The organism is Clostridium sp. ZBS15, assembly GCF_023845705.1.
GTDB lineage: Bacteria > Bacillota > Clostridia > Clostridiales > Clostridiaceae > Clostridium > Clostridium aquiflavi.
Map to the genome: position 1 here is coordinate 34,930 of NZ_JAMQHY010000037.1, position 19,829 is coordinate 54,758.

Annotated in this window: 17 protein-coding genes; 3 read left to right on the forward strand and 14 right to left on the reverse strand. The window is 27.2% G+C overall.

Going from position 1 to position 19,829, the window contains the following annotated elements; all coding sequences use genetic code 11:
- Positions 1-52: 52 nt before the first annotated feature.
- From NG904_RS11620 to NG904_RS11640, 5 genes are all read right to left on the reverse strand, one after another.
- Entirely contained in the window at positions 53-1,660 is a 1,608-nt protein-coding gene (locus tag NG904_RS11620) for a putative polysaccharide biosynthesis protein (protein WP_252231729.1), read from the reverse strand.
- Between the two features lie 9 nt (positions 1,661-1,669).
- Positions 1,670-2,638, reverse strand: a complete 969-nt coding sequence (locus NG904_RS11625; RefSeq protein ID WP_252225416.1) for an RluA family pseudouridine synthase — start codon at positions 2,636-2,638, stop codon at positions 1,670-1,672.
- Between the two features lie 30 nt (positions 2,639-2,668).
- Entirely contained in the window at positions 2,669-3,850 is a 1,182-nt protein-coding gene (locus NG904_RS11630; RefSeq protein WP_252231730.1) for a M20 metallopeptidase family protein, read from the reverse strand.
- A 24-nt stretch (positions 3,851-3,874) separates the two neighbouring features.
- The gene (locus NG904_RS11635; protein ID WP_252231731.1) at positions 3,875-5,989 is read right to left on the reverse strand and encodes a cell division protein FtsA; all 2,115 of its coding nucleotides are present in this window, start codon (positions 5,987-5,989) and stop codon (positions 3,875-3,877) included.
- A gap of 571 nt (positions 5,990-6,560) precedes the next feature.
- Positions 6,561-8,567, reverse strand: a complete 2,007-nt coding sequence (locus NG904_RS11640) for an ATP-dependent helicase (RefSeq protein WP_252213746.1) — start codon at positions 8,565-8,567, stop codon at positions 6,561-6,563.
- A gap of 183 nt (positions 8,568-8,750) precedes the next feature.
- Between NG904_RS11640 and NG904_RS11645 the strand changes: the two genes are divergently transcribed.
- A complete protein-coding gene (locus NG904_RS11645) occupies positions 8,751-10,229 on the forward strand; it encodes a nicotinate phosphoribosyltransferase (protein WP_252213748.1) in 1,479 nt (492 codons plus the stop codon).
- Between the two features lie 117 nt (positions 10,230-10,346).
- Here the strand turns inward: NG904_RS11645 and NG904_RS11650 are convergent, their stop codons facing one another.
- From NG904_RS11650 to NG904_RS11660, 3 genes are all read right to left on the reverse strand, one after another.
- Positions 10,347-10,553 (reverse strand): hypothetical protein, encoded by a 207-nt coding sequence (locus NG904_RS11650; protein ID WP_252213750.1) that lies wholly within the window; start codon positions 10,551-10,553, stop codon positions 10,347-10,349.
- 281 nt (positions 10,554-10,834) lie between these two features.
- Entirely contained in the window at positions 10,835-11,152 is a 318-nt protein-coding gene (locus tag NG904_RS11655) for a hypothetical protein (RefSeq protein ID WP_252225422.1), read from the reverse strand.
- Between the two features lie 247 nt (positions 11,153-11,399).
- Positions 11,400-11,717 carry a hypothetical protein gene (locus NG904_RS11660; protein WP_252213754.1) on the reverse strand — a complete coding sequence of 106 codons (318 nt, stop codon included), beginning with the start codon at positions 11,715-11,717 and terminating at the stop codon, positions 11,400-11,402.
- 276 nt (positions 11,718-11,993) lie between these two features.
- Between NG904_RS11660 and perR the strand changes: the two genes are divergently transcribed.
- Both perR and NG904_RS11670 read left to right on the forward strand, forming a co-directional pair.
- Complete coding sequence (perR, locus tag NG904_RS11665; RefSeq protein WP_205449880.1) at positions 11,994-12,410, forward strand: transcriptional regulator PerR; 417 nt, start codon at positions 11,994-11,996, stop codon at positions 12,408-12,410.
- Between the two features lie 124 nt (positions 12,411-12,534).
- Positions 12,535-13,443, forward strand: a complete 909-nt coding sequence (locus tag NG904_RS11670; RefSeq protein ID WP_252231732.1) for a hypothetical protein — start codon at positions 12,535-12,537, stop codon at positions 13,441-13,443.
- Positions 13,444-13,579: 136 nt separating this feature from the next.
- Here NG904_RS11670 and NG904_RS11675 read toward each other — a convergent pair whose 3' ends face one another.
- The 6 genes from NG904_RS11675 to clpX all read right to left on the reverse strand — a co-directional run bounded on the left by NG904_RS11675 (position 13,580) and on the right by clpX (position 19,812).
- Positions 13,580-14,176 carry a hypothetical protein gene (locus NG904_RS11675; RefSeq protein ID WP_205449877.1) on the reverse strand — a complete coding sequence of 199 codons (597 nt, stop codon included), beginning with the start codon at positions 14,174-14,176 and terminating at the stop codon, positions 13,580-13,582.
- A 114-nt stretch (positions 14,177-14,290) separates the two neighbouring features.
- Positions 14,291-14,554, reverse strand: a complete 264-nt coding sequence (locus tag NG904_RS11680; protein WP_205449878.1) for a hypothetical protein — start codon at positions 14,552-14,554, stop codon at positions 14,291-14,293.
- A gap of 31 nt (positions 14,555-14,585) precedes the next feature.
- Positions 14,586-15,113 carry a hypothetical protein gene (locus NG904_RS11685; RefSeq protein ID WP_252225428.1) on the reverse strand — a complete coding sequence of 176 codons (528 nt, stop codon included), beginning with the start codon at positions 15,111-15,113 and terminating at the stop codon, positions 14,586-14,588.
- A gap of 183 nt (positions 15,114-15,296) precedes the next feature.
- The gene (yihA, locus tag NG904_RS11690; protein ID WP_252231733.1) at positions 15,297-15,893 is read right to left on the reverse strand and encodes a ribosome biogenesis GTP-binding protein YihA/YsxC; all 597 of its coding nucleotides are present in this window, start codon (positions 15,891-15,893) and stop codon (positions 15,297-15,299) included.
- On the reverse strand, positions 15,883-18,216 hold the full coding sequence (gene lon, locus NG904_RS11695) for an endopeptidase La (RefSeq protein ID WP_252231734.1): 2,334 nt from the start codon (positions 18,214-18,216) through the stop codon (positions 15,883-15,885). Before lon ends, yihA begins: the two co-directional genes overlap by 11 nt.
- A gap of 306 nt (positions 18,217-18,522) precedes the next feature.
- Entirely contained in the window at positions 18,523-19,812 is a 1,290-nt protein-coding gene (gene clpX / locus NG904_RS11700) for an ATP-dependent Clp protease ATP-binding subunit ClpX (RefSeq protein WP_252231735.1), read from the reverse strand.
- Positions 19,813-19,829: the final 17 nt, after the last annotated feature.

Here is a 19,829-nt window from a genome sequence, read left to right on the forward strand (position 1 = left end):
CTCAGTCCACTTTGCTTATGTATATATCAACGCTCTACTAAAACATAGCCAATTATTTTAATTTTACTCTCAAAAATCTTGGCAAGATATTATATGCTTTTTGAGAGAATGACGTAATATCATTTTTTCTGATGCCGCCTAATATTATCATCAAGTACAAGTATGCAAATCCACCTACTGAAATCATAAGCATTGTTACTAATCCTTGTGCTATTCCTCCAGCATCTAACAATATGAGTAATACTCCAAAAGGTTCTTTAATTAAGTATATGCCTGCAACCATTCCTATTGAAGAAAGAATAGGTTTTAAAGTATGCTTAAATATTGGTAATCTCATTTTTAATGTTTTGCTAAGTTTTCGTTGATTTAATATAAAAGGTATTGCAAACCATAGAAAATTACCAAAAACAGCACCTAATACATTGATCTCTGGCATTCCAACCAATATGTAATTTGTAACTATTTTAGCTACTATACCTATCATAAATGTTCCTAAAACAAAGTAAAGCTTATTCATACTTTGCAATATAACATTTTGAATTTGTACAACGGCCATTAATATTACAACAACAGAACCATATATCATTAATTCAAACCCTTGTTCTGAGCCATATAATAATAAATAAATTTCTTTACTTAAAACGGCAAGTCCTACAGCTGCTGGTATTGTTACTGCATAAGTTATTCTAAATGCAAAATTTACTTTTCTTCTAATCTCTTTTTTATCTTTTATAGCTACTGCACTTACAATTGCAGGTAATACTGTTGTTGCTAGTGCTGTAACTATTACTAACGGAACAGAAAGTAATGTTTTGTACGTTCCAAGTATTCCGTAAAGCTCATTAGCTTGTTTTTCTAAAAAACCAGCATAAGCTAATCTATTTTTTACATTTACCATATCAATTAAGCTACCCAAGTTTTGTAATCCAGCACTTAATGTGATTGGTACTCCGTATTTGACTAATTTCCTAACTATTCTCTTATTGCTTACCCTTTTAACAGGTGACTCTGCACCAAAGGCTTCCCCTTCATAATTTTTCTTATAATATACATATATCATATAAAGGCACGCTATTATTGCACCTAATGTAGTACCTACTGTTCCACCAGCGCTACCATAAGGAATGCTTATTTTTACTAAAACATAAGCAAATGCTAAACTCACTCCAACATTTATTATTTGTTCTAATACTTGAGATACAGCTATTGCTGTCATATTATTTTTACCTTGAAAGTACCCCCTATATGCTGACAATATAGAAGTCACAAAAATACTTGGAGCTAAAAATAGCAGACCATATGCCGCTTGTGGTGTTCCTATTGCATTTGCTATAGGCGTAGATAATATCATGATAAGTATACTTATTATACCTCCAACGCCAGCATAAAGTATTGTAGATATCTTTAGTGCCTTAATTGCATCTCTTTTATTTTTCATAGCTGTAAGCTCAGCTACAACTTTTGCAATTGCTGGCTGAGCTCCTAAAGTAGTTACTGCATATGCAAATATGAATACTTCATAACACATTTGGTATATTCCAAGGCCTTCAAGACCTATTGTTCTTCTTAATAACGGAACATAAAATACAGACATCAGTTTAGCTAAAAGTCCTGCTGCTGAAAGAATTACAAAGCCTTTAGTAGATGATTCTTCTTTCATATTAAACCCCTATCTAAGTGAAAATTTAAATACATCACTCTTTATCTTCTTTAATATCGGAGGTAAAGCATTAACTACAGTTTTATTTGTTAAATAAGCTACTTTACCTTTCATTTCTTTAAAAACTAATTTATATGCATATAAATATTGATATTCTAATCCATACTTGTTTTTGAAGAATGAATTTAATTTTCTATCTCCATATTTGTCATCACCAATTATAGGACTTCCTAAATGTGATAAATGAGCTCTTATTTGATGGCTTCTTCCTGTAATTAAATTAATTTCAAGTAATGAATATGCACCATTAGTTTGTGTTGTAGTAACTTCCATTGCTATTTTTTTAGAATCTGGTACTTCTTTTTCATATACCTTAGATATATTTGTATCTTGATTCTTTAATATATATCCTGTATATAATCCATCTTTTACCTTTCCCTTAACTAAAGCTACATAATATTTTCTTACTCTATCTTCTCTTATTGTTTCATTAATAGATTTTAATCCCTCAAATGTTTTTCCAAACATAACCAAACCAGATGTGTTTCTATCTAATCTGTTACATGGTGCAGGTGTAAATGTAATTTCATTTTCTGGAACGTATGATCCTTTTTCTTTTAAATATGAAAGTACATAATCTGTTAATGTAGGTTCTTTTTCATCTTTATCAGGATGTACTAAAATACCTGGCCATTTTTCAACGACTAATAAATTTTCATCTTCATATGCTGTTTTCATTCCACTAAAATTTACTTGAATAAATTTTTCTTTCTTTTCCGGATTACTCTTTATATATTTTATTTCAACAATATCTCCTTCTTCTAAGAAATACTTTTCACTTTGTTTTTTACCGTTAACTCTTATATCTTTTTTTCTTAAAGCTTTAAATATTGCACTTAGTGGAACGTCCTTTAATAACTTTCTTAAAAATTTATCTAATCTTTGACCGGCTTCATTAGCTCCTATTTCGATTTTCAAATATTATCACTCCTATAATTTTTCTTTTGGTTACTTTGTTAAATAATTAAATGCTGTTAAACACTGAATTGCTACACCAAGTGGTATGCAATCTTCATCTATATTAAAAAGATTACTATGTGCAGGTTCAGTGGTTTTCTTTTGTTTATTTCCTGACCCTAGAAAATAAAATGCTCCTGGTCTTTCCATTGCAAAATATGCAAAACTTTCAACTCCCATATGAGGTGCTTTTTGTTCAACTACATTTTCATTTTTTAATATATTACTTGCAGAACTCTTTAACAATTCTACCATATAATCATCATTGTATAGACAAGGATAGCTTTCTTCTATCTCTATTTCTGCTTTTGCTCTTGAAGACACAGCAATTCCATTAACAATTTCTTTTAATCTTTCGCTTGCAAATATTCTGTCTTCTTTTGTCATCGTTCTAATTATTCCGCTTAATGTAACTTCCCCTGGAATAATATTTTGAGCTGTCCCCCCATTTATTGTTCCAATAGTAATTACTGATGGATTTACAGGCGATATTTCTCTACTAACTATACTTTGAAGTGCAACTACTATATGACTAGCTACAACAATAGGATCAATTGTTGTATGTGGTGCAGCTCCATGTCCCCCTTGACCTGTAATTTTTATTTTAAATGGATTAGATGCAGCATTAACAACGCCTTTTTTAACTTCTATATTTCCAATACTTACATTTTCATCAACATGAAGACCCAACACATAATCAACCCTTGGATTTTCTAGTACTCCATCTTGTATCATATATTGAGCTCCACCAACAGTTTCTTCAGCAGGTTCAAATAATAATTTCACATTTCCACTAAATTCACTTTTGTATTTATTTAATATTTGGGCTACTCCTAAAAGTATTGTTGTATGTGCATCATGTCCACATGCATGCATTTTCCCACTTACTTTTGAGCTATACTCACAAGATTTCATATCTTGAATAGGAAGTGCATCCATGTCTCCTCTTATTGCTATAGTCTTATTGCTGCCTACTTTTTCTCCTTTTATAATTCCACAAACTCCAGTTTTTGATACCTCTATATATTCAATGCCTTCTGTTTTTAAAAAGTCTTTTATAAGGTCAGAAGTTCTATGTTCTTCAAAACCAACTTCTGGATGCTCATGTATATCTCGTCTTATTGATATCAATTTGTCTTTTATATCATTAGCCTCTTTTTTAAAATCTATCATAAACACATACTTCCCTTCTAGATATTATGACCAATAAACTTCTATAACATCGCCCTCAACTATTCTAGCTGTATATGATGAATTTTCCCCATTAACTTTAGAATTTATTGTGCCCTTTGAAATTGTTAAATCAAAATCTATATAGTCAAAAATATCAACAAAAACATATTCATTTTTGCCTTTTAATACTATCTCTTTATTATTTACAATAACTTTTATTTCATTAAATTTTTCCTGAAATTTATCTTTATCTACATCATTATTTAAATTATCATCAGTACTTAATTCATAATCTTCATTTAACTTAGACTCTTCGTTTTCTTTTTTAAGTTCTTCATTGCTATCGTTTATTGGTTCAATATCTTCTAGTTTATCATTCTCTATTTGTGTTTCAACTAATGAACTATCTTTTTTTATAAGTCTTTCTCCATCTTGAGCTTCGTATTCCTCATATAACAAAACATCATCTTTGAACAAGCTTATTTCATCATTATTTAAAACATATTCTTTTATTTCAGAGACTTTATTTGGTATAAATACTCTAAGTTCATCACTATTTTTCAATTCATAATGTATATCTTCTATTTTATTATTTATTGTTATTATAGGTTCCAAATTTATAAGTTCATCATTAATATAAATAGTTATAGAATTTATATTTTCAATATAATCACGTACTTTAGGACTCGCATTATTACCATTCTTAGCATATTGTACTTCTATATTATCATTAGCCTTAACTTCTGTTTCTAATGCAGATTCATTTCCATTTATAAATATCTTAGCACTAGTTCCATATTCTCCAAATACAATTCTTTTACGTCCATTATATTTAAATCTTATACTCTTTCCATTTTTAGCTATAAGTAATGAGGGATTAATTCCCGCTTGAAGTAATACATCCATAACTGTATGCTTATGAGAATTAAATAAACTAACAGGTGTATCATTTAATATAACATCAATAAAATCTGTACCTAAATTTCTTAATGCTATAAGTCCTATTCCTAGTACTGTAACCCCTGCTGATCCCAAGGAATTATCAGATATGCATTCTGTAATAGCATTTCTATCTTTAATTGCAATTCTTTGAGGTGGTAAATTTAAATTCACACTTATACATTCTAATAGTCTAGGTGTATGTGCCCCTCCACCAACTAAAAATACAGCACTTGGAGACTTTCCACCATTTAATTCTAAAATCTTACTTGAAATCTCTTCTGATATCTTTTTTACTGATGGATCAATTAGTTTAATAATATTTGATGATAAAATTGTATTTTCAAGGCCTAACACATCAGTATAAACAATTTCTTTAGATTCATTTACAGACTTTTTTATAAATTCTGCTGTATTAAAATCAACTAAATACTCTTGTGCTATTATTTCAGTAACTTCATCTCCAGCCATGGGTACCATACCATATGCAGATATTGTTTCTTTATTACTTATTGCTATATCTGATGTTCCCGCACCAACATCTATAAGAGCAATATTTAATAACCTTAAATTTTTAGGTATAGCAGCTTCTATTGCTGCAATAGGTTCTAATGTTAAATTAGTTACTTTTAAATTTACCTTATTCATTACAGAATAAAGAGAATCAATGACAGATCTCGGTAAAAATGTTGCTATTACTTCTGCTTCAATAGTTTTCCCCTTATGTCCTATTAAATTAGATATAACAAAGCCATTTAAATAAAAGCTTTTAACAGAATAACCAACACAATATAATTTTCCATCAGCACTATTATCTATTTCTTCTTCTGCATTTTTAACAACACTAAGTTCTAAACTCCTTACAATTTCCTTATCAATTTCTTGATCTTCATCTATTTCTATTTCTGCCCTTGAATTTACAGTTCTTAAAAATCTCCCAGCAGCTGCTATGGATACTTCTGTAAGTGTAATTTCTATTTTCTCTTCTAATACTCTTTTCACTTTTTCAACCACAGAAGCAACTAAATTAATATCATGAATTTGACCATCTACCATGGCTCTTTCTTCATGTTCCATATATTCTTCACATACTACTTCAAATTTTTTATCTCTTATTATCCCTACAGTTCCTATTATAGATCTTGTTCCTATATCTAATGAAAAAATTATATCTTTAGGATTAAAATTTTTTAACTCCATCTAAACACAACCTTTATCGTACAAATTTAGTAATTATTCCTCTTAAATATACTATAAATTATATATTATAATCTAATCACATTCAATTAATCATAATTCTCACAATTTCTTTATTATCCAAATAATTATACTATATATTTCATAAAAGTTATAATAAAATAAAATTATACAAAATATTATTATTTTTTTGCATAAAAATAAGCATAAAAATGAAGTATTAAAACTCCATTCTTACGCTTATTTAATTTTTATTTTTCTTATATTTTTCTCTTTCTTCTTTTGGATTTATTATTTTACCAACTGCAATGAGTATAACTGCTGCTAAAATTAATATAACAATCCATAATTTAATATTCATAACGAAATCACCTTATCTCTTAATATAATGCATAAATCATAAATATTTATCTAAAAGTATATATTCTATAAATTAATATAAAATCCTTTAAAATAATATTAACTAAATATATAACTCTTTATTACAAATAATTTATTCTATTATTCTTTAACATTTTTTTACTTTAGCAAGAAAGCAGAGGCATATAAAAACAATATTTTATTTACAAAACTATTAAACAATCTTTTGTATTAAATTATTTTCTGCTAATACCTTTAAAGAAAAACTTCTAATAATTCCATCTTTAAAATTTATAGTAACTTTATCATCTTCAATTGATTCTATTTTACCTAAGCCATAAGTCTTTTGCATTATATCATCACCTATTTTATATCCATAAGTATCCTTAGGCAGTTTATCAAATCCTGATTCACCTATAAATCTAGATATTTCCTTAAATTGTCCTCTTCTATTCCTTGGTGCAAATAAATAAAGATTATCTATTGTTCTTGTTATTCCAACATAAAAAAGTCTTCTTTCTTCTTCTATGTTTTCTTCTTTGCTAGAGGAATGTGGAATAGTATCTTCATTACAATTTATAAGATATACATTTTTAAATTCCATGCCCTTTACGCCATGAATTGTACTAAGTATTACTCCTTCTCTTTGATTTTTATTTTTACTTTCTTCTATTTCATTACTTACATTTTCAATGTGAACTAAAAAATCAAATATATTTTTAAATCCTTCTGCGGATAATTTGAATTCTTCAATTACTTCTTCTAAATCATCTAAGTTCTGACTAAATCTTTCGCAATAAGATTTCAAATAATCTATATATTCTAGATCCATAACTATATATGAAATTGCAGAACCTAAAGAAACTTTATTTAAATAATTAAAGTCTTTCTTTAATTCATCCAGCTTCTTTCTTTGAAATGGTGGAGTATCATCTTTGTTTATTAATATATCAATCAAATTTTCCTGTATAGTATACTTTCTCACATAATCTATATTGTGCTTACTTATATATCTAAATGGTTTATTTATAATCTTTAGAAAACTCTCTTTATCAAAGGGGTTTACAACAAATTTTAAATAAGCTATCAAATCTTTACATATAAAATGTTCAAAAAAATTATATTGTCTATCTAATAATTTAAATGGAATATGATTTTTAGTAAATGCATCTATAACACTCATAGCTTCCATATTAGTTCTATAAAGAACAGCATTTTCTTCATATTCTATATTATATTTTTTTTCATTTTTAATTAAATCTACTAAAATATCCCCTTGAGACTTTTCGTTATAAGGAGTATAGAATTTGATTATTCCATTTTCTTTTTTATTAGATAATATTTTTTTATTATTTCTTTCTTTATTAAACTTTATTAATGCCTTAGACTTTTCAACTATATTATCTTTACTTCTATAATTAATTGATAAATAATGTTTTTTACTATCTTTAAATATCTCATCAAAAGTAACCATATACATTGGTCTAGACCCTCTAAATGAATAAATACACTGATCTTCATCTCCAACAGCAAATAAAGAATTATCTTCACCATAATTTATTAATTTTAAAAATTCAATTTGTAACTCATCACAATCTTGAAATTCATCAACTAGAATATATTTAAATAATTTTCTATAATAACTTAATGCCTTTTCATTATTTTCAAGTAATTCTAACGCTTCTATGGCTAAATCGTCAAAATCTATTTTTCCATGCTCTTTTTTATAATATTCATAACATTCTAAAGCATCTTCAAATATTTCTCTAGATACAGATGGTTTGAAATCACTCAGTCTTATTCTTGAAGTTTTATATAATGATATATTATTTAAAACTTCTTTAATTTTATCTTCATTAATGTCATCAAAATACTTTGTTAACACTTTATTTATAAGCTTGTTTACAATACTTCCATCTATTATATCTATACTTTTCCCTGTTCTTAAAAGAATTTTGTAAAAGAGTCCATGAAATGTGCCAAAGAATGGTGATATATTTTGTTTAAATCTATTTTCATATCTTTCTTTCATGTTTTTAGCTGCTGCTTTAGTAAATGTAATTACTATTATACGTCCATTACTAACTTTTAGTTTATTAACTAAATAATATATTCTGTTAATTATTACAGTAGTTTTTCCAGATCCAGGAGCTGCAATAATTAATGCATTTTTATCCTTAGTTATCACTGCTTCATTTTGATATATATCCAGATTATACATTAACTTCCTCTTTCCTTACTTAATTCTTGAATTATTATATAATAACGCAATAAATAACTATATTGTAATAATTATATTATAGATGTACAATAATTTTATTATATACTTTTATAGATACTTTCACAAACTATAGGTAGATAACTTAATTATAGTATTGTGAACTTTACTTAAAGGAGACTATTCATGGAAAATAAATTTAATGTTAGATACGAGAGAAATCTTACAATGTTAGTAGATTTTTATGAATTGACTATGGGAAATGGTTATTTCAATAAAAATCTTCAAAATAAAATTGCATATTTTGATATGTTCTTTAGAAGAGTTCCTGATGGCGGTGGTTATTGTATCATGGCTGGAGTTGAACAATTAATAGAATACTTAAATAATTTAAAATTTACTGATGAAGACATTATGTATTTAAAAAATAAAAATATTTTTTCAGAAGATTTTCTTAAATATTTAAGAGATTTTAAATTTAGTTGTGATGTTTGGGCTATTCCAGAAGGAAATCCAGTATTTCCAAATGAGCCATTAGTAACAGTAAAAGGTCCTGTAATCCAAGCACAACTTGTAGAAACAATGATACTTTTAACTATAAACCATCAAACCTTAATAGCAACAAAAGCTAACAGGATTTGTAGAGCTGCTGGCAATCGTTCTGTAATGGAGTTTGGTTCTAGAAGAGCTCAAGGATATGATGGTGCTATTTATGGTGCTAGAGCTGCAATGATAGGTGGATGTGATTCAACAGCATGTACTATTTCAGATAAAATGTTTAATATTCCTGCTGTAGGTACAATGGCTCATAGCTGGGTACAACTATTTGACAATGAATATGAAGCATTTAAATCATGGGCTGAACTTTATCCAGATAATTGCTTATTATTAATAGATACTTATAATGTTATAAAATCTGGTATCCCTAATGCAATAAAAGTTTTTGATGAAATATTAAAACCACTGGGAAAAAGACCTACGGGTATTAGAATAGATTCTGGTGATATAACCTATTTAACTAAGCGTTGTAGACAAATGCTAGATGAAGCTGGATATGATGATTGTAAAATAGTAATCTCAAACTCACTAGACGAACATATAATTAGAGATGTACTAGAGCAAGGCGCTTGTATAGATTCATTTGGTGTAGGTGAAAGATTAATAACTGCAAAATCAGAGCCTGTATTTGGTGGTGTTTATAAATTAGTAGCTATAGAAAACGATAATGAACTAGTACCTAAAATTAAAATCAGTGAAAATGATGAAAAAATAACCAATCCTGGTTTTAAAAAAGTAATTAGAATTTTTGATAAATCTTCTCATAAAGCTTTAGCTGACCTAATAGCTTTAAAGAATGAACAAGTGGATGAAAGTAAAACATTGACTATATTTGATCCCGTTCATACTTGGAAGAGAAAAAAATTAAAAAATTACTATGCTAAAGAGCTTCAAGTTCAGTTATTTGATAGTGGTAATTGTATTTATGAATCACCTAGTGTGCTTGCAATTAGAGATTTTGCTAAAAATGAAACAAATAAATTATGGTCTGAAGTTCTTAGATTTGAAAATCCACATACTTACTATGTAGATTTATCTGAAAATCTATGGGCATTAAAGCAATCACTTCTTCATAAATATACTAAATCATATGAAACTCAAGATTAATCATTATGCTCTGTTTTAGCATAATGTTGATGTATTTAAAACAGATCCAATTATTAGGCACAATCAAAAAAATATCCTATATTTTTAACTTTAAATATAGGATATTTTTTATGCTAACTAATAGTTACTTTCATCATTATAAATAGATTTTTTTAAAAAGCTATATTCTTCTTTTATTATATCTTTGAAATTTATTCTATTTACTGATAAGTATTCTTTAAAAATACATTGTCCATCATCTTCAATATCACTTGTTAACATTGGACATGAATCATAACATTCATGATACTCCTTAGAACTTGACCAAAATGGACACTTACCCATAAACTCACACCCTTTTTTTGTAAGAAATTGTTTCCATCAGACTCATTATATTATAAAATATAACAAAAATAAAGTTTTTTAGCATTTTTACATATTTTTATAATATTTTTCTTTTTTTATTTCTATTTATAAAAATATCTTAATGTTCAAAGCTATATAAAATTAACATTTATATAACCTTTATCTAAACATAATGTAATTTTTTCAAATTAAAAACTCTCTATTTCTTCTATAAAAAAATAAAGCTATACTATTAAAAATTAATAGTATAGCTTAAACTTCTAATTATTTTTATTTACTGTTATATTTATGATTTCATTTTGGAATGCTTTCAACAATGCCTTTTCTAATACCTTTTGGTTATCAAAGTTTTCTATATCTTTGCATACTGCAAATACCTTATTAGTCTCACCTTTGAAATTCATATAAGTTAAAGTTACATTTGGTTTATCATACTCTACATCTATAACTTTTATCCCCCAAGATATCTGAGCAAAATCATCTTTTATATTTAATTGATTTAGTTCTTTTATCTTTTTTACTTCTTTACTTGGATCTGTAATTATTATTAATTCTTCTCCAACTTTATATTTTCCCATAACTTTTTCCTCCTTATACATGAGCTGCTTAATTATAAGTAGTTTTTGTATATAACGTTAATTAATTAACAAATATATATTATTTTTTATTATTTAATTTTTCTTATTATATCACATATTATATATAATAAAACAAAAAAGTGAAAAAACATTAATTTACTTTATGTTAGAAAATTTCTACATGTAATAAATTAATTTTTTTCACTTATAATAAAATTGTGTTCATATATAGTTACTTCTATAAACACTAGCTATTTTTATCAACTGCTATATTTATTATTTCATTTTGGAAAGCTTTTAATAATGCTTTTTCTAATACCTTTTCGTTATCAAAATTTGCTATATCTTTGCATATTGCAAATACTTTATTTCTTTCACCTTTAAAATTTATATATGTTAAAGTTACATTAGGCTTATTATATTCTACATCTACAATTTTTACGCCCCATGCTATTTGTGCAAAGTCCCCATCTATCTTTAAACAAGTTAACTCTTTTAATTTTTCCATCTCTTTATTAGGATCAGTAACTATTATTAATTCGTCTCCAACTTTATATTTTGCCATATCGTACTCCTCCTCTATAATAATATAATTTTTAAAATAGATTGTTAATAAATTAACAACTTGTCCTATTTATATTTTAACAGAATTTGATAAAGTATACAATAGGTAATTTACAAAATATTAATAATATAATATTTTTTATGAATATTTTCCGTATATTTCTTATTATTTAATAATTATTACTACCTATTTCATTATTAAGTAATAATAATAATTGACTTTTAATTATTATTATTATATACTTTTAATATATTACAATAAACGGAGGTGTTTACAATTAACGAAATAGCTTTAATTTTCAAAGAAAAAAAGCTTAAATTGACACCACAAAGATTAGCTGTATATAATTATTTATTAGGCACTGCATCACACCCATCTGCCGAAATTATATATAAAGCTATTCATGAGCAATATCCAACCATGAGTTTAGCTACTGTATATAAAACACTAAAAACTTTAGTAGATGTAGGACTTATCCAAGAAATTAATGTTGGGGAAGGAAATTTCAGATATGATAGAAATCCTAATTCACACCCACATATACAATGTTTAACTTGTGGAAGAATTGATGACTTTGAAGATTTAAACTTGGATTATATTAATCAATTAGCAGAAGATCACTCTAAGTTTACAGTTTGTTATAATAGAGTTTATTTTTATGGATACTGTAAAGATTGTCAACATTTAAAATAATAAAAAAATAAATTATAAATATACCCATTTTTATAATCTTAGATTATTAAAAATGGGTATATTTTTTATAAAGTTAGAATTAAAAAAATATTATGTACATATAATTTAATTGAGGTGATACATAATGAAATTATTAATAATCAAAAAAAAATTTATTCTAGCTTTAATAGTTGTAATAATTATATCTACTACTATTATTATAAACAAAAGTAATAATTTACAAACCATTGCTCCTATAGATTCAACTAAAAACATAGATATCGATTTGACTTGTGATGGTCAAAATGAACATATAGAATTTATTAAAAAAGATAATACTGTTGATTTAAACATTTCTCATAATAGTAATAACACTTATCTATCTACTAAAATTAATGACAATGTACTTTTTTCTTTAAATAACCATTGGTCACCCAAAATTTATTTATATGATCTTTCTAGAGATGTAAATCCAGAAATAATTCTACAAGGTGTAAAAGAAAATAAAAGCATATGTTATATATTTTCTTGGAAAGATGGTGAATTTCAAAATCTATATTCAAGTGATAAAAATATATTTGGCATATTAGACTCTAAAAATAATAAAACGCCTCAATGTTTTTCATTGTCAGCATCCAAAGGAAATTCATCTTCAAGTAGTTTTATGATAATAAATAATGAAGTATTAGATACAACAAACGATGCTTCTACTATTCCGTCACTAAACAACATAACTAATTTCATCAAATTAATAGAAACACCTTATGAATTAGATGATTTACCTGATATATTTTCCCCTAAAATAGATAGTAACGATTTAGCTACTTTATGGAATTTAGATAAGGAGAATCATTCATATTCTTTTCAAGATGCATTCTTTTATGATTACAATTGGGATTCTTATAGTAATGCTACATCTTTAAAATGGAGATTAACTTTTGAAAAAAATAAATTAAAGGGAGAAGAGGGAGATAAAAATGAAGTTATTTTTTATCTAGATTCTACAATAGAGGACTCTAATTTTAAAATCATTTCAATAAAAAGGATTAAATAAAAAGGCCGCTAATGCGGCCTAAAAGGGGGATGGGGGGGTGCTTAATAAAAAGGTATTTTTTATTAAGCTTTTGGAGAATATATTCTCCGTTACAGTAATATTATTAACAACAATTCCATTTGTTATACATAGTATTTTAAATATCTTTAAATGCACCATTTTTATACAAATCTATTATCTTATCTATAAAATTAACTTTTTCTGGATGAACAAACCCCCTTAAAGATATTAACATTTCTAAATTACTATCTTCTTCTTCAATTTCTTTTTTATGATGAGAATTTGATCTTTTATTTTTCTTCTCACTTATATTTTTTTCTTGAATATTTATGTCATTTGATTTATCTGTAAAATCATTCATAATATCATTTGATGTATTCATAAAGTCACTTGTAATATCATTCATTGTATTTATGTTATTATTTCCATTCATAGGATTCATGTTATTCATGTTCATATTGCTCATATTGTTCATATTCATGTTTCTTTGATTTGCATTTCCGAAATTACCTAAATTTATTCCTGCCATATTTGCTAATGGTGCTAAATTAGCTAAATTTAAGCCATCTATATTCATAGATGCTAAAAGACTATTTATATCAAAATTTCCTCCTAACATTCCCATTAATTGAGCTGGATCTATTCCAAATGGATTGACATTATTGTTTCTAAAATTATTGCTTCCCATATTATTATCAACTGGCTGTTTTTCCTTACGTTTATGTTTAGCCATCAAAATTCCTCCAATTATAATTCTCCTAATTTAATATATGTATAATACAGTAAATATGTTTATACTTTTACGCATTTTTTTGGAGGGCTTAAAATTAAGCCCTCCATCCACTATCTAGCAGCAGCAAACATTTCCTGAATTGTTATATCCTGAATTGAAGAAACATCCACCAAATAATATAAATAGTAAGATAATTAAATATGATGAATTACAATTTAGTAATCCTGATCCACATGCTATTAATAAGAATATAATTGGTGCAACACCACATCCTCCACCTAAGAAGCCAGATCCAGTATTATTGTTTGTGCAGCAAGGTGTACAACAGCAATCATTCATTTTCTTTTCACAGCAACATTTATTCTTCTTTTTAGACATATATATCTCTCCTTCCTAAAAATTCAGAATTCTAGCAACAACAATTGCCAGTAAAATTACCTAAACCTGATGTAAATGGGCTTATTCCAGCACCACCGCATCCTGCATTATTTCCACCCCATCCATTACAAAGGAATAGAATTACTAATAAGAATAGATATGCACTACAGTTTCCTAATAATCCACTGCCAGTTGCATTTCCTTTGTTGTTACAACAGCAATTGTTATTGCTGCAGCAGCACTCTTTCATTGGACGTCCACAACAACAACAACAACAACAACAATCATCATTGCATGCACAGCAATTATTATTCATATAACTATTATTTCCACCGCCTAAGAAGCCATTACTACCACAGCCACAATAGAATAATATTAATAAAATCCAAATCCAGCTACCTAATCCACAGCCGGTACCAAATCCACCATTTCCACAACCTGGGTTGAATCCTGGATTTCCTCCGATGTTATTTCCACAACAACAATTATTGCTAGTATCTGAATCACAACAATTATCATCACATGAATTTAAGCCATTTAGGATATCATTCATCTCCATATATATTCCTCCTTGGAAATTTTTTATTCTTGATACTATATACTATTCGCTCATATTTAATTTGACACTATTTTTAAAATAAAATAAAACTCCATCAAAAAATTAATTTTGATGGAGTTTTAACTCTTTTATTTATTAAATTTAAACGCTAGTTTTCAATATAAATACGTTATTAGAGTATATTTAATCAATATCTGTAGCAAACTCTAAAAAAAGCTTGTCAATTAACTCTTCTGTTCCTTTTTTATTTAAAGATGAATAAAAATATAATTTATCATCTTTTGTTAAATTTAATGTATCTCTTATTAGTTTTTCACTTTTTTTGAACTCTGAATTTTTAAGTTTATCACTTTTAGTTGCAACTACAACTACATCATATCCAAAATGCTTAGCCCACTCATACATCATTAGATCATCACCAGTTGGCTTATGTCTTGAATCTACAAGACATACTATTCTTTTTAATTCTTCTCTATGAGATAAATACGTCTCTATAGTCTTTCCCCAAGTGTCTTTTTCACTTTTTGATACTTTGGCATATCCATATCCAGGTAAATCAACTAAATAAAAGTCATTATTTATTAAAAAGAAATTTATAAGTCTTGTCTTTCCTGGTGTTCCACTTACTTTAGCTAATTTTTTTCTATTAGTTAAAGAATTTATTAAAGAACTTTTTCCAACATTAGATCTTCCAACAAAAGCAACTTCATTTCTACTATCAATTGGGTATTGATGTGGTTTTACGGCTGAAATAATAAATTCTGATTGTTTAATTCTCATTAGTATCCTCTCCAATTAGCGCATTTTTTAATACCTCATTCACTTGACTTACAGGAATGATATTTAATTTATTTTTTATTGAATTCGGTATCTTTTCTATATCTTTCTCATTTTCTTTTGGAATTATTATAGTATCTATACCAGCTCTAAATGCTGCTAATGATTTTTCCTTTAATCCTCCTATAGGAAGTACTCTACCAGTTAAAGTTACTTCCCCTGTCATTGCAATATTATGCTTAACTTTCTTACCTGATAAAGCTGACACTAACGCTGTAACCATTGTTACTCCAGCAGACGGTCCATCTTTAGGAACTGCACCTTCTGGTGCATGTATATGAATATCTTTATTTTTATAGAAGTTTTCTTCTATTTGAAATTTATCTGCGTTCGCTCTAACATAACTATAAGCAGCTTTTGCAGATTCTTTCATTACATCACCTAATTTTCCTGTAAGTTCTAGCTTTCCGCTTCCCTTCATAGCCATTACTTCTACCGGTAATGTATCTCCACCATATGCTGTCCATGCCATACCTGTAACTACACCGATTTTATCTTCTTTATCTATCTTATCAAATTCATACTTTCTTTTACCTAAAAGCTTTTGTACCTTGATTTTATCAATTGTAATCTTTGATAGATCTTCACTTAACATTTCTGCTAAAGCTTTTCTTATAATAGAATTTAAATTTCTTGTAAGTCCACGAACTCCTGATTCTCTAGTATATCCTTCTATTATTTCATTAATTGCCTCATCTTTAAGTTCTACCTTATCAGAATTAATTCCCATTTCCTCAAGCACTTTTAGTATTAAGTGATTTTTAGCTATATTGAATTTTTCCTCATAAGTGTATCCAGATACCTCTATTATTTCCATTCTGTCTAATAAAGCTCTTGGTATAGTTTCTAAAGAATTAGCTGTCGCTATAAACATTACTTTTGATAAATCCATATCAAGTTCTAAATAATTATCTCTAAAAGTCTTATTTTGTTCACTATCTAATACTTCTAAAAGCGCATCAGAGGGTTCTCCCTTATAACTTGAACTAATTTTATCAATTTCATCAAATAATATTAAAGGATTCATAGTTTTAGCTTCTTTTAATGCATAAGCTATTCTTCCTGGTATAGCTCCAACATAGGTTTTTCTATGACCTCTAATTTCAGCTTCATCTTTCATTCCGCCAAGAGATATTCTTGAATATTTTCTATTAGTAGAATGTGCTATTGATTTAGCTATTGAAGTTTTTCCTACTCCAGGAGGACCAACTAAACATAAAATAGGTCCTTTAGAATTTTTACTTATTTGTTTTACTGCTAGATATTCTATAATTCTATCTTTAACATCTTCTAATCCATAATGTTCATTGTTTAATACTTCTCTAGCTTTTATTATGTCTATATTTTCCTTAGTTTGCTTGTTCCAAGGTATGTTAAATACCCAATCTAAATATGACTTTATCAAATTTCCTTCTGAAGAAGATGAAGAAGTACTTTTAAGTCTACTTAATTCATACTGAGCCTTGTCTTTAACTTGCTTGGGAAGTTTTGTTTTATTAAGTAAAGTTTCGTACTTATCTATTTCTTTCTTTTCTTCATCTTCCATTCCTAATTCTTCTTGAATTGCTTTTAATTGCTCTCTAAGGTAAAATTGCTTTTGTTCTTCATCAATATGTTTTTTAACTTTTTTTGAAAGCTTATTTTGAATTTTTAATATATCTGTTTCTATTTTAACTCTAGTTAATACTAGCTCTATTCTTTTCTTAATATCTATTGTTTCTAATACTTCTTGCTTTACGTCATCTTCAGTAACAGAGTAAGATGCTATTATGTCAACAAACCCACTAGGATCCTCTAAAGGTTCTGTTGATCTTATAATATCTGCATAGTTATCATCCGATAGCTTCAGCAGATCAATAAACTCTTCGTCTAAAAGTTTTATATAAGCTTCTAATTCTTCATTAACCTCTATTTCCTGTTCTATAATTTCTATAGAACCTTCAATATATTCATTATCATTTGCCACATATTCAACTATTTTTCCTCTTTTTACACCTTCAACTAGTACTCTAATTGTATTGTCAGACATTTTAAGAATTTGCTTTATTTTACAAAGTGTTCCTATATCATATATATCTGCTCTCTCTGGATCCTCTATTTCAGGATCTTTTTGAGTAACGAGAAAAATTTCTTCATTATTTAACATAGCTTCTTCAACTGCTGCTACTGATCTTTTTCTTCCAACATCAAAATGTGCTACTATATTTGGAAAAATAGTTAATCCTCTTAAAGGTATCAGCGGAAGTGTATATAAATTTTGTGTCATTCAAACGCCCCTCCATCTTAATTACTTCATTTAGTATACACATATTAAGTGTATATTTCAATAAATATACATAATTTAGGATTAGTCTAAATTATAAACTTGTTACAACTAATCTTAAATATTATTATTATAAATTATTATCAAAAGTTTTTCTAGCTTTTGCTGTTAATATTTCGTTTTTATAATTAAATTCTGCAATATACTTGTATGATAAATTCATTTTTTTATTACGTCAATACTAATTGATTTTCAAATATCTATATAAGAACAAAAATACTGATATCTAAATAGATATCAGTATTAAGATTAAGCTGATTCAATATCTTTTTTAACTCTATTTGATGCTAAAGTTCCCCTTGTTTTACCTTCCGGTAATCTTTCTACTTGAGGATTTTCTTTGTCCTTAATACATTCTTCAGTTATAGTAACTTTCGTTATTTGTTCATCCGAAGGTATTTCATACATTATCTCCGTCATCATTTCTTCAATGATGGCTCTTAACCCTCTTGCACCAGTCTTTCTATCTATAGCTTCTTCTGCAATAGATGTTAGTGCTTCATTGTTAAACTCAAGTTCAACATCATCTAATTCAAATAGCTTCTTGTATTGTTTTACAAGAGCATTTTTCGGTTTAGTTAAGATGTTTATTAAAGCATCTTTATCTAATGATTCTAAAGTGACTAATATTGGAAGTCTTCCAACAAATTCAGGGATTAATCCAAACTTAAGTAAATCTCCTGGCATTATTTCTTTTAGAAGTTTACCAATGTCCTTTTCATGTTTACCTTGAATTTCAGCACCAAATCCCATAGAACTTTTTCTTGTTCTATTTTCTATTATTTTATCAACGCCATCAAAAGCACCACCACAAATAAATAATATGTTAGATGTATTTATTTGAATAAATTCTTGATGTGGATGCTTTCTTCCACCTTGAGGTGGTACTGAAGCAACTGTTCCTTCTAATATCTTTAGCAATGCTTGTTGAACACCTTCGCCAGATACATCTCTAGTTATTGAAGGATTTTCAGATTTTCTTGCAATTTTATCTATTTCATCTATATAGATAATTCCTCTTTCTGCTCTTTCAACATCATAATCAGCATTTTGTATTAATTTAAGAAGAATATTTTCAACATCTTCTCCAACATATCCAGCTTCTGTTAATGTTGTAGCATCAGCTATTGCAAATGGAACATTTAAAACTTTAGCAAGTGTTTGAGCAAGTAACGTTTTACCAGAACCTGTTGGTCCTAACAATAGAATGTTACTCTTTGACAATTCTACATCTGAATCTTGCTTATTAGTATTAATTCTTTTGTAATGATTGTAAACAGCTACTGATAATGACTTTTTAGCTCTTTCTTGACCAATTACATAAGAATCTAAATATTGTTTTATTTCATTAGGTTTAGGTACACTTTTGGTATCAAATTCCACAGTTTCTTCAAATTCATCTGCTATGATTTCTGAACATAAATCTATACATTCATCACAAATGTATACTCCTGGACCTGCTATTAATCTTTTTACTTGGTCTTGAGTTTTACCACAAAATGAACACTTCAACTGTTTCTTTTCATCATATTTAGCCATATATTCACCTCACTTAG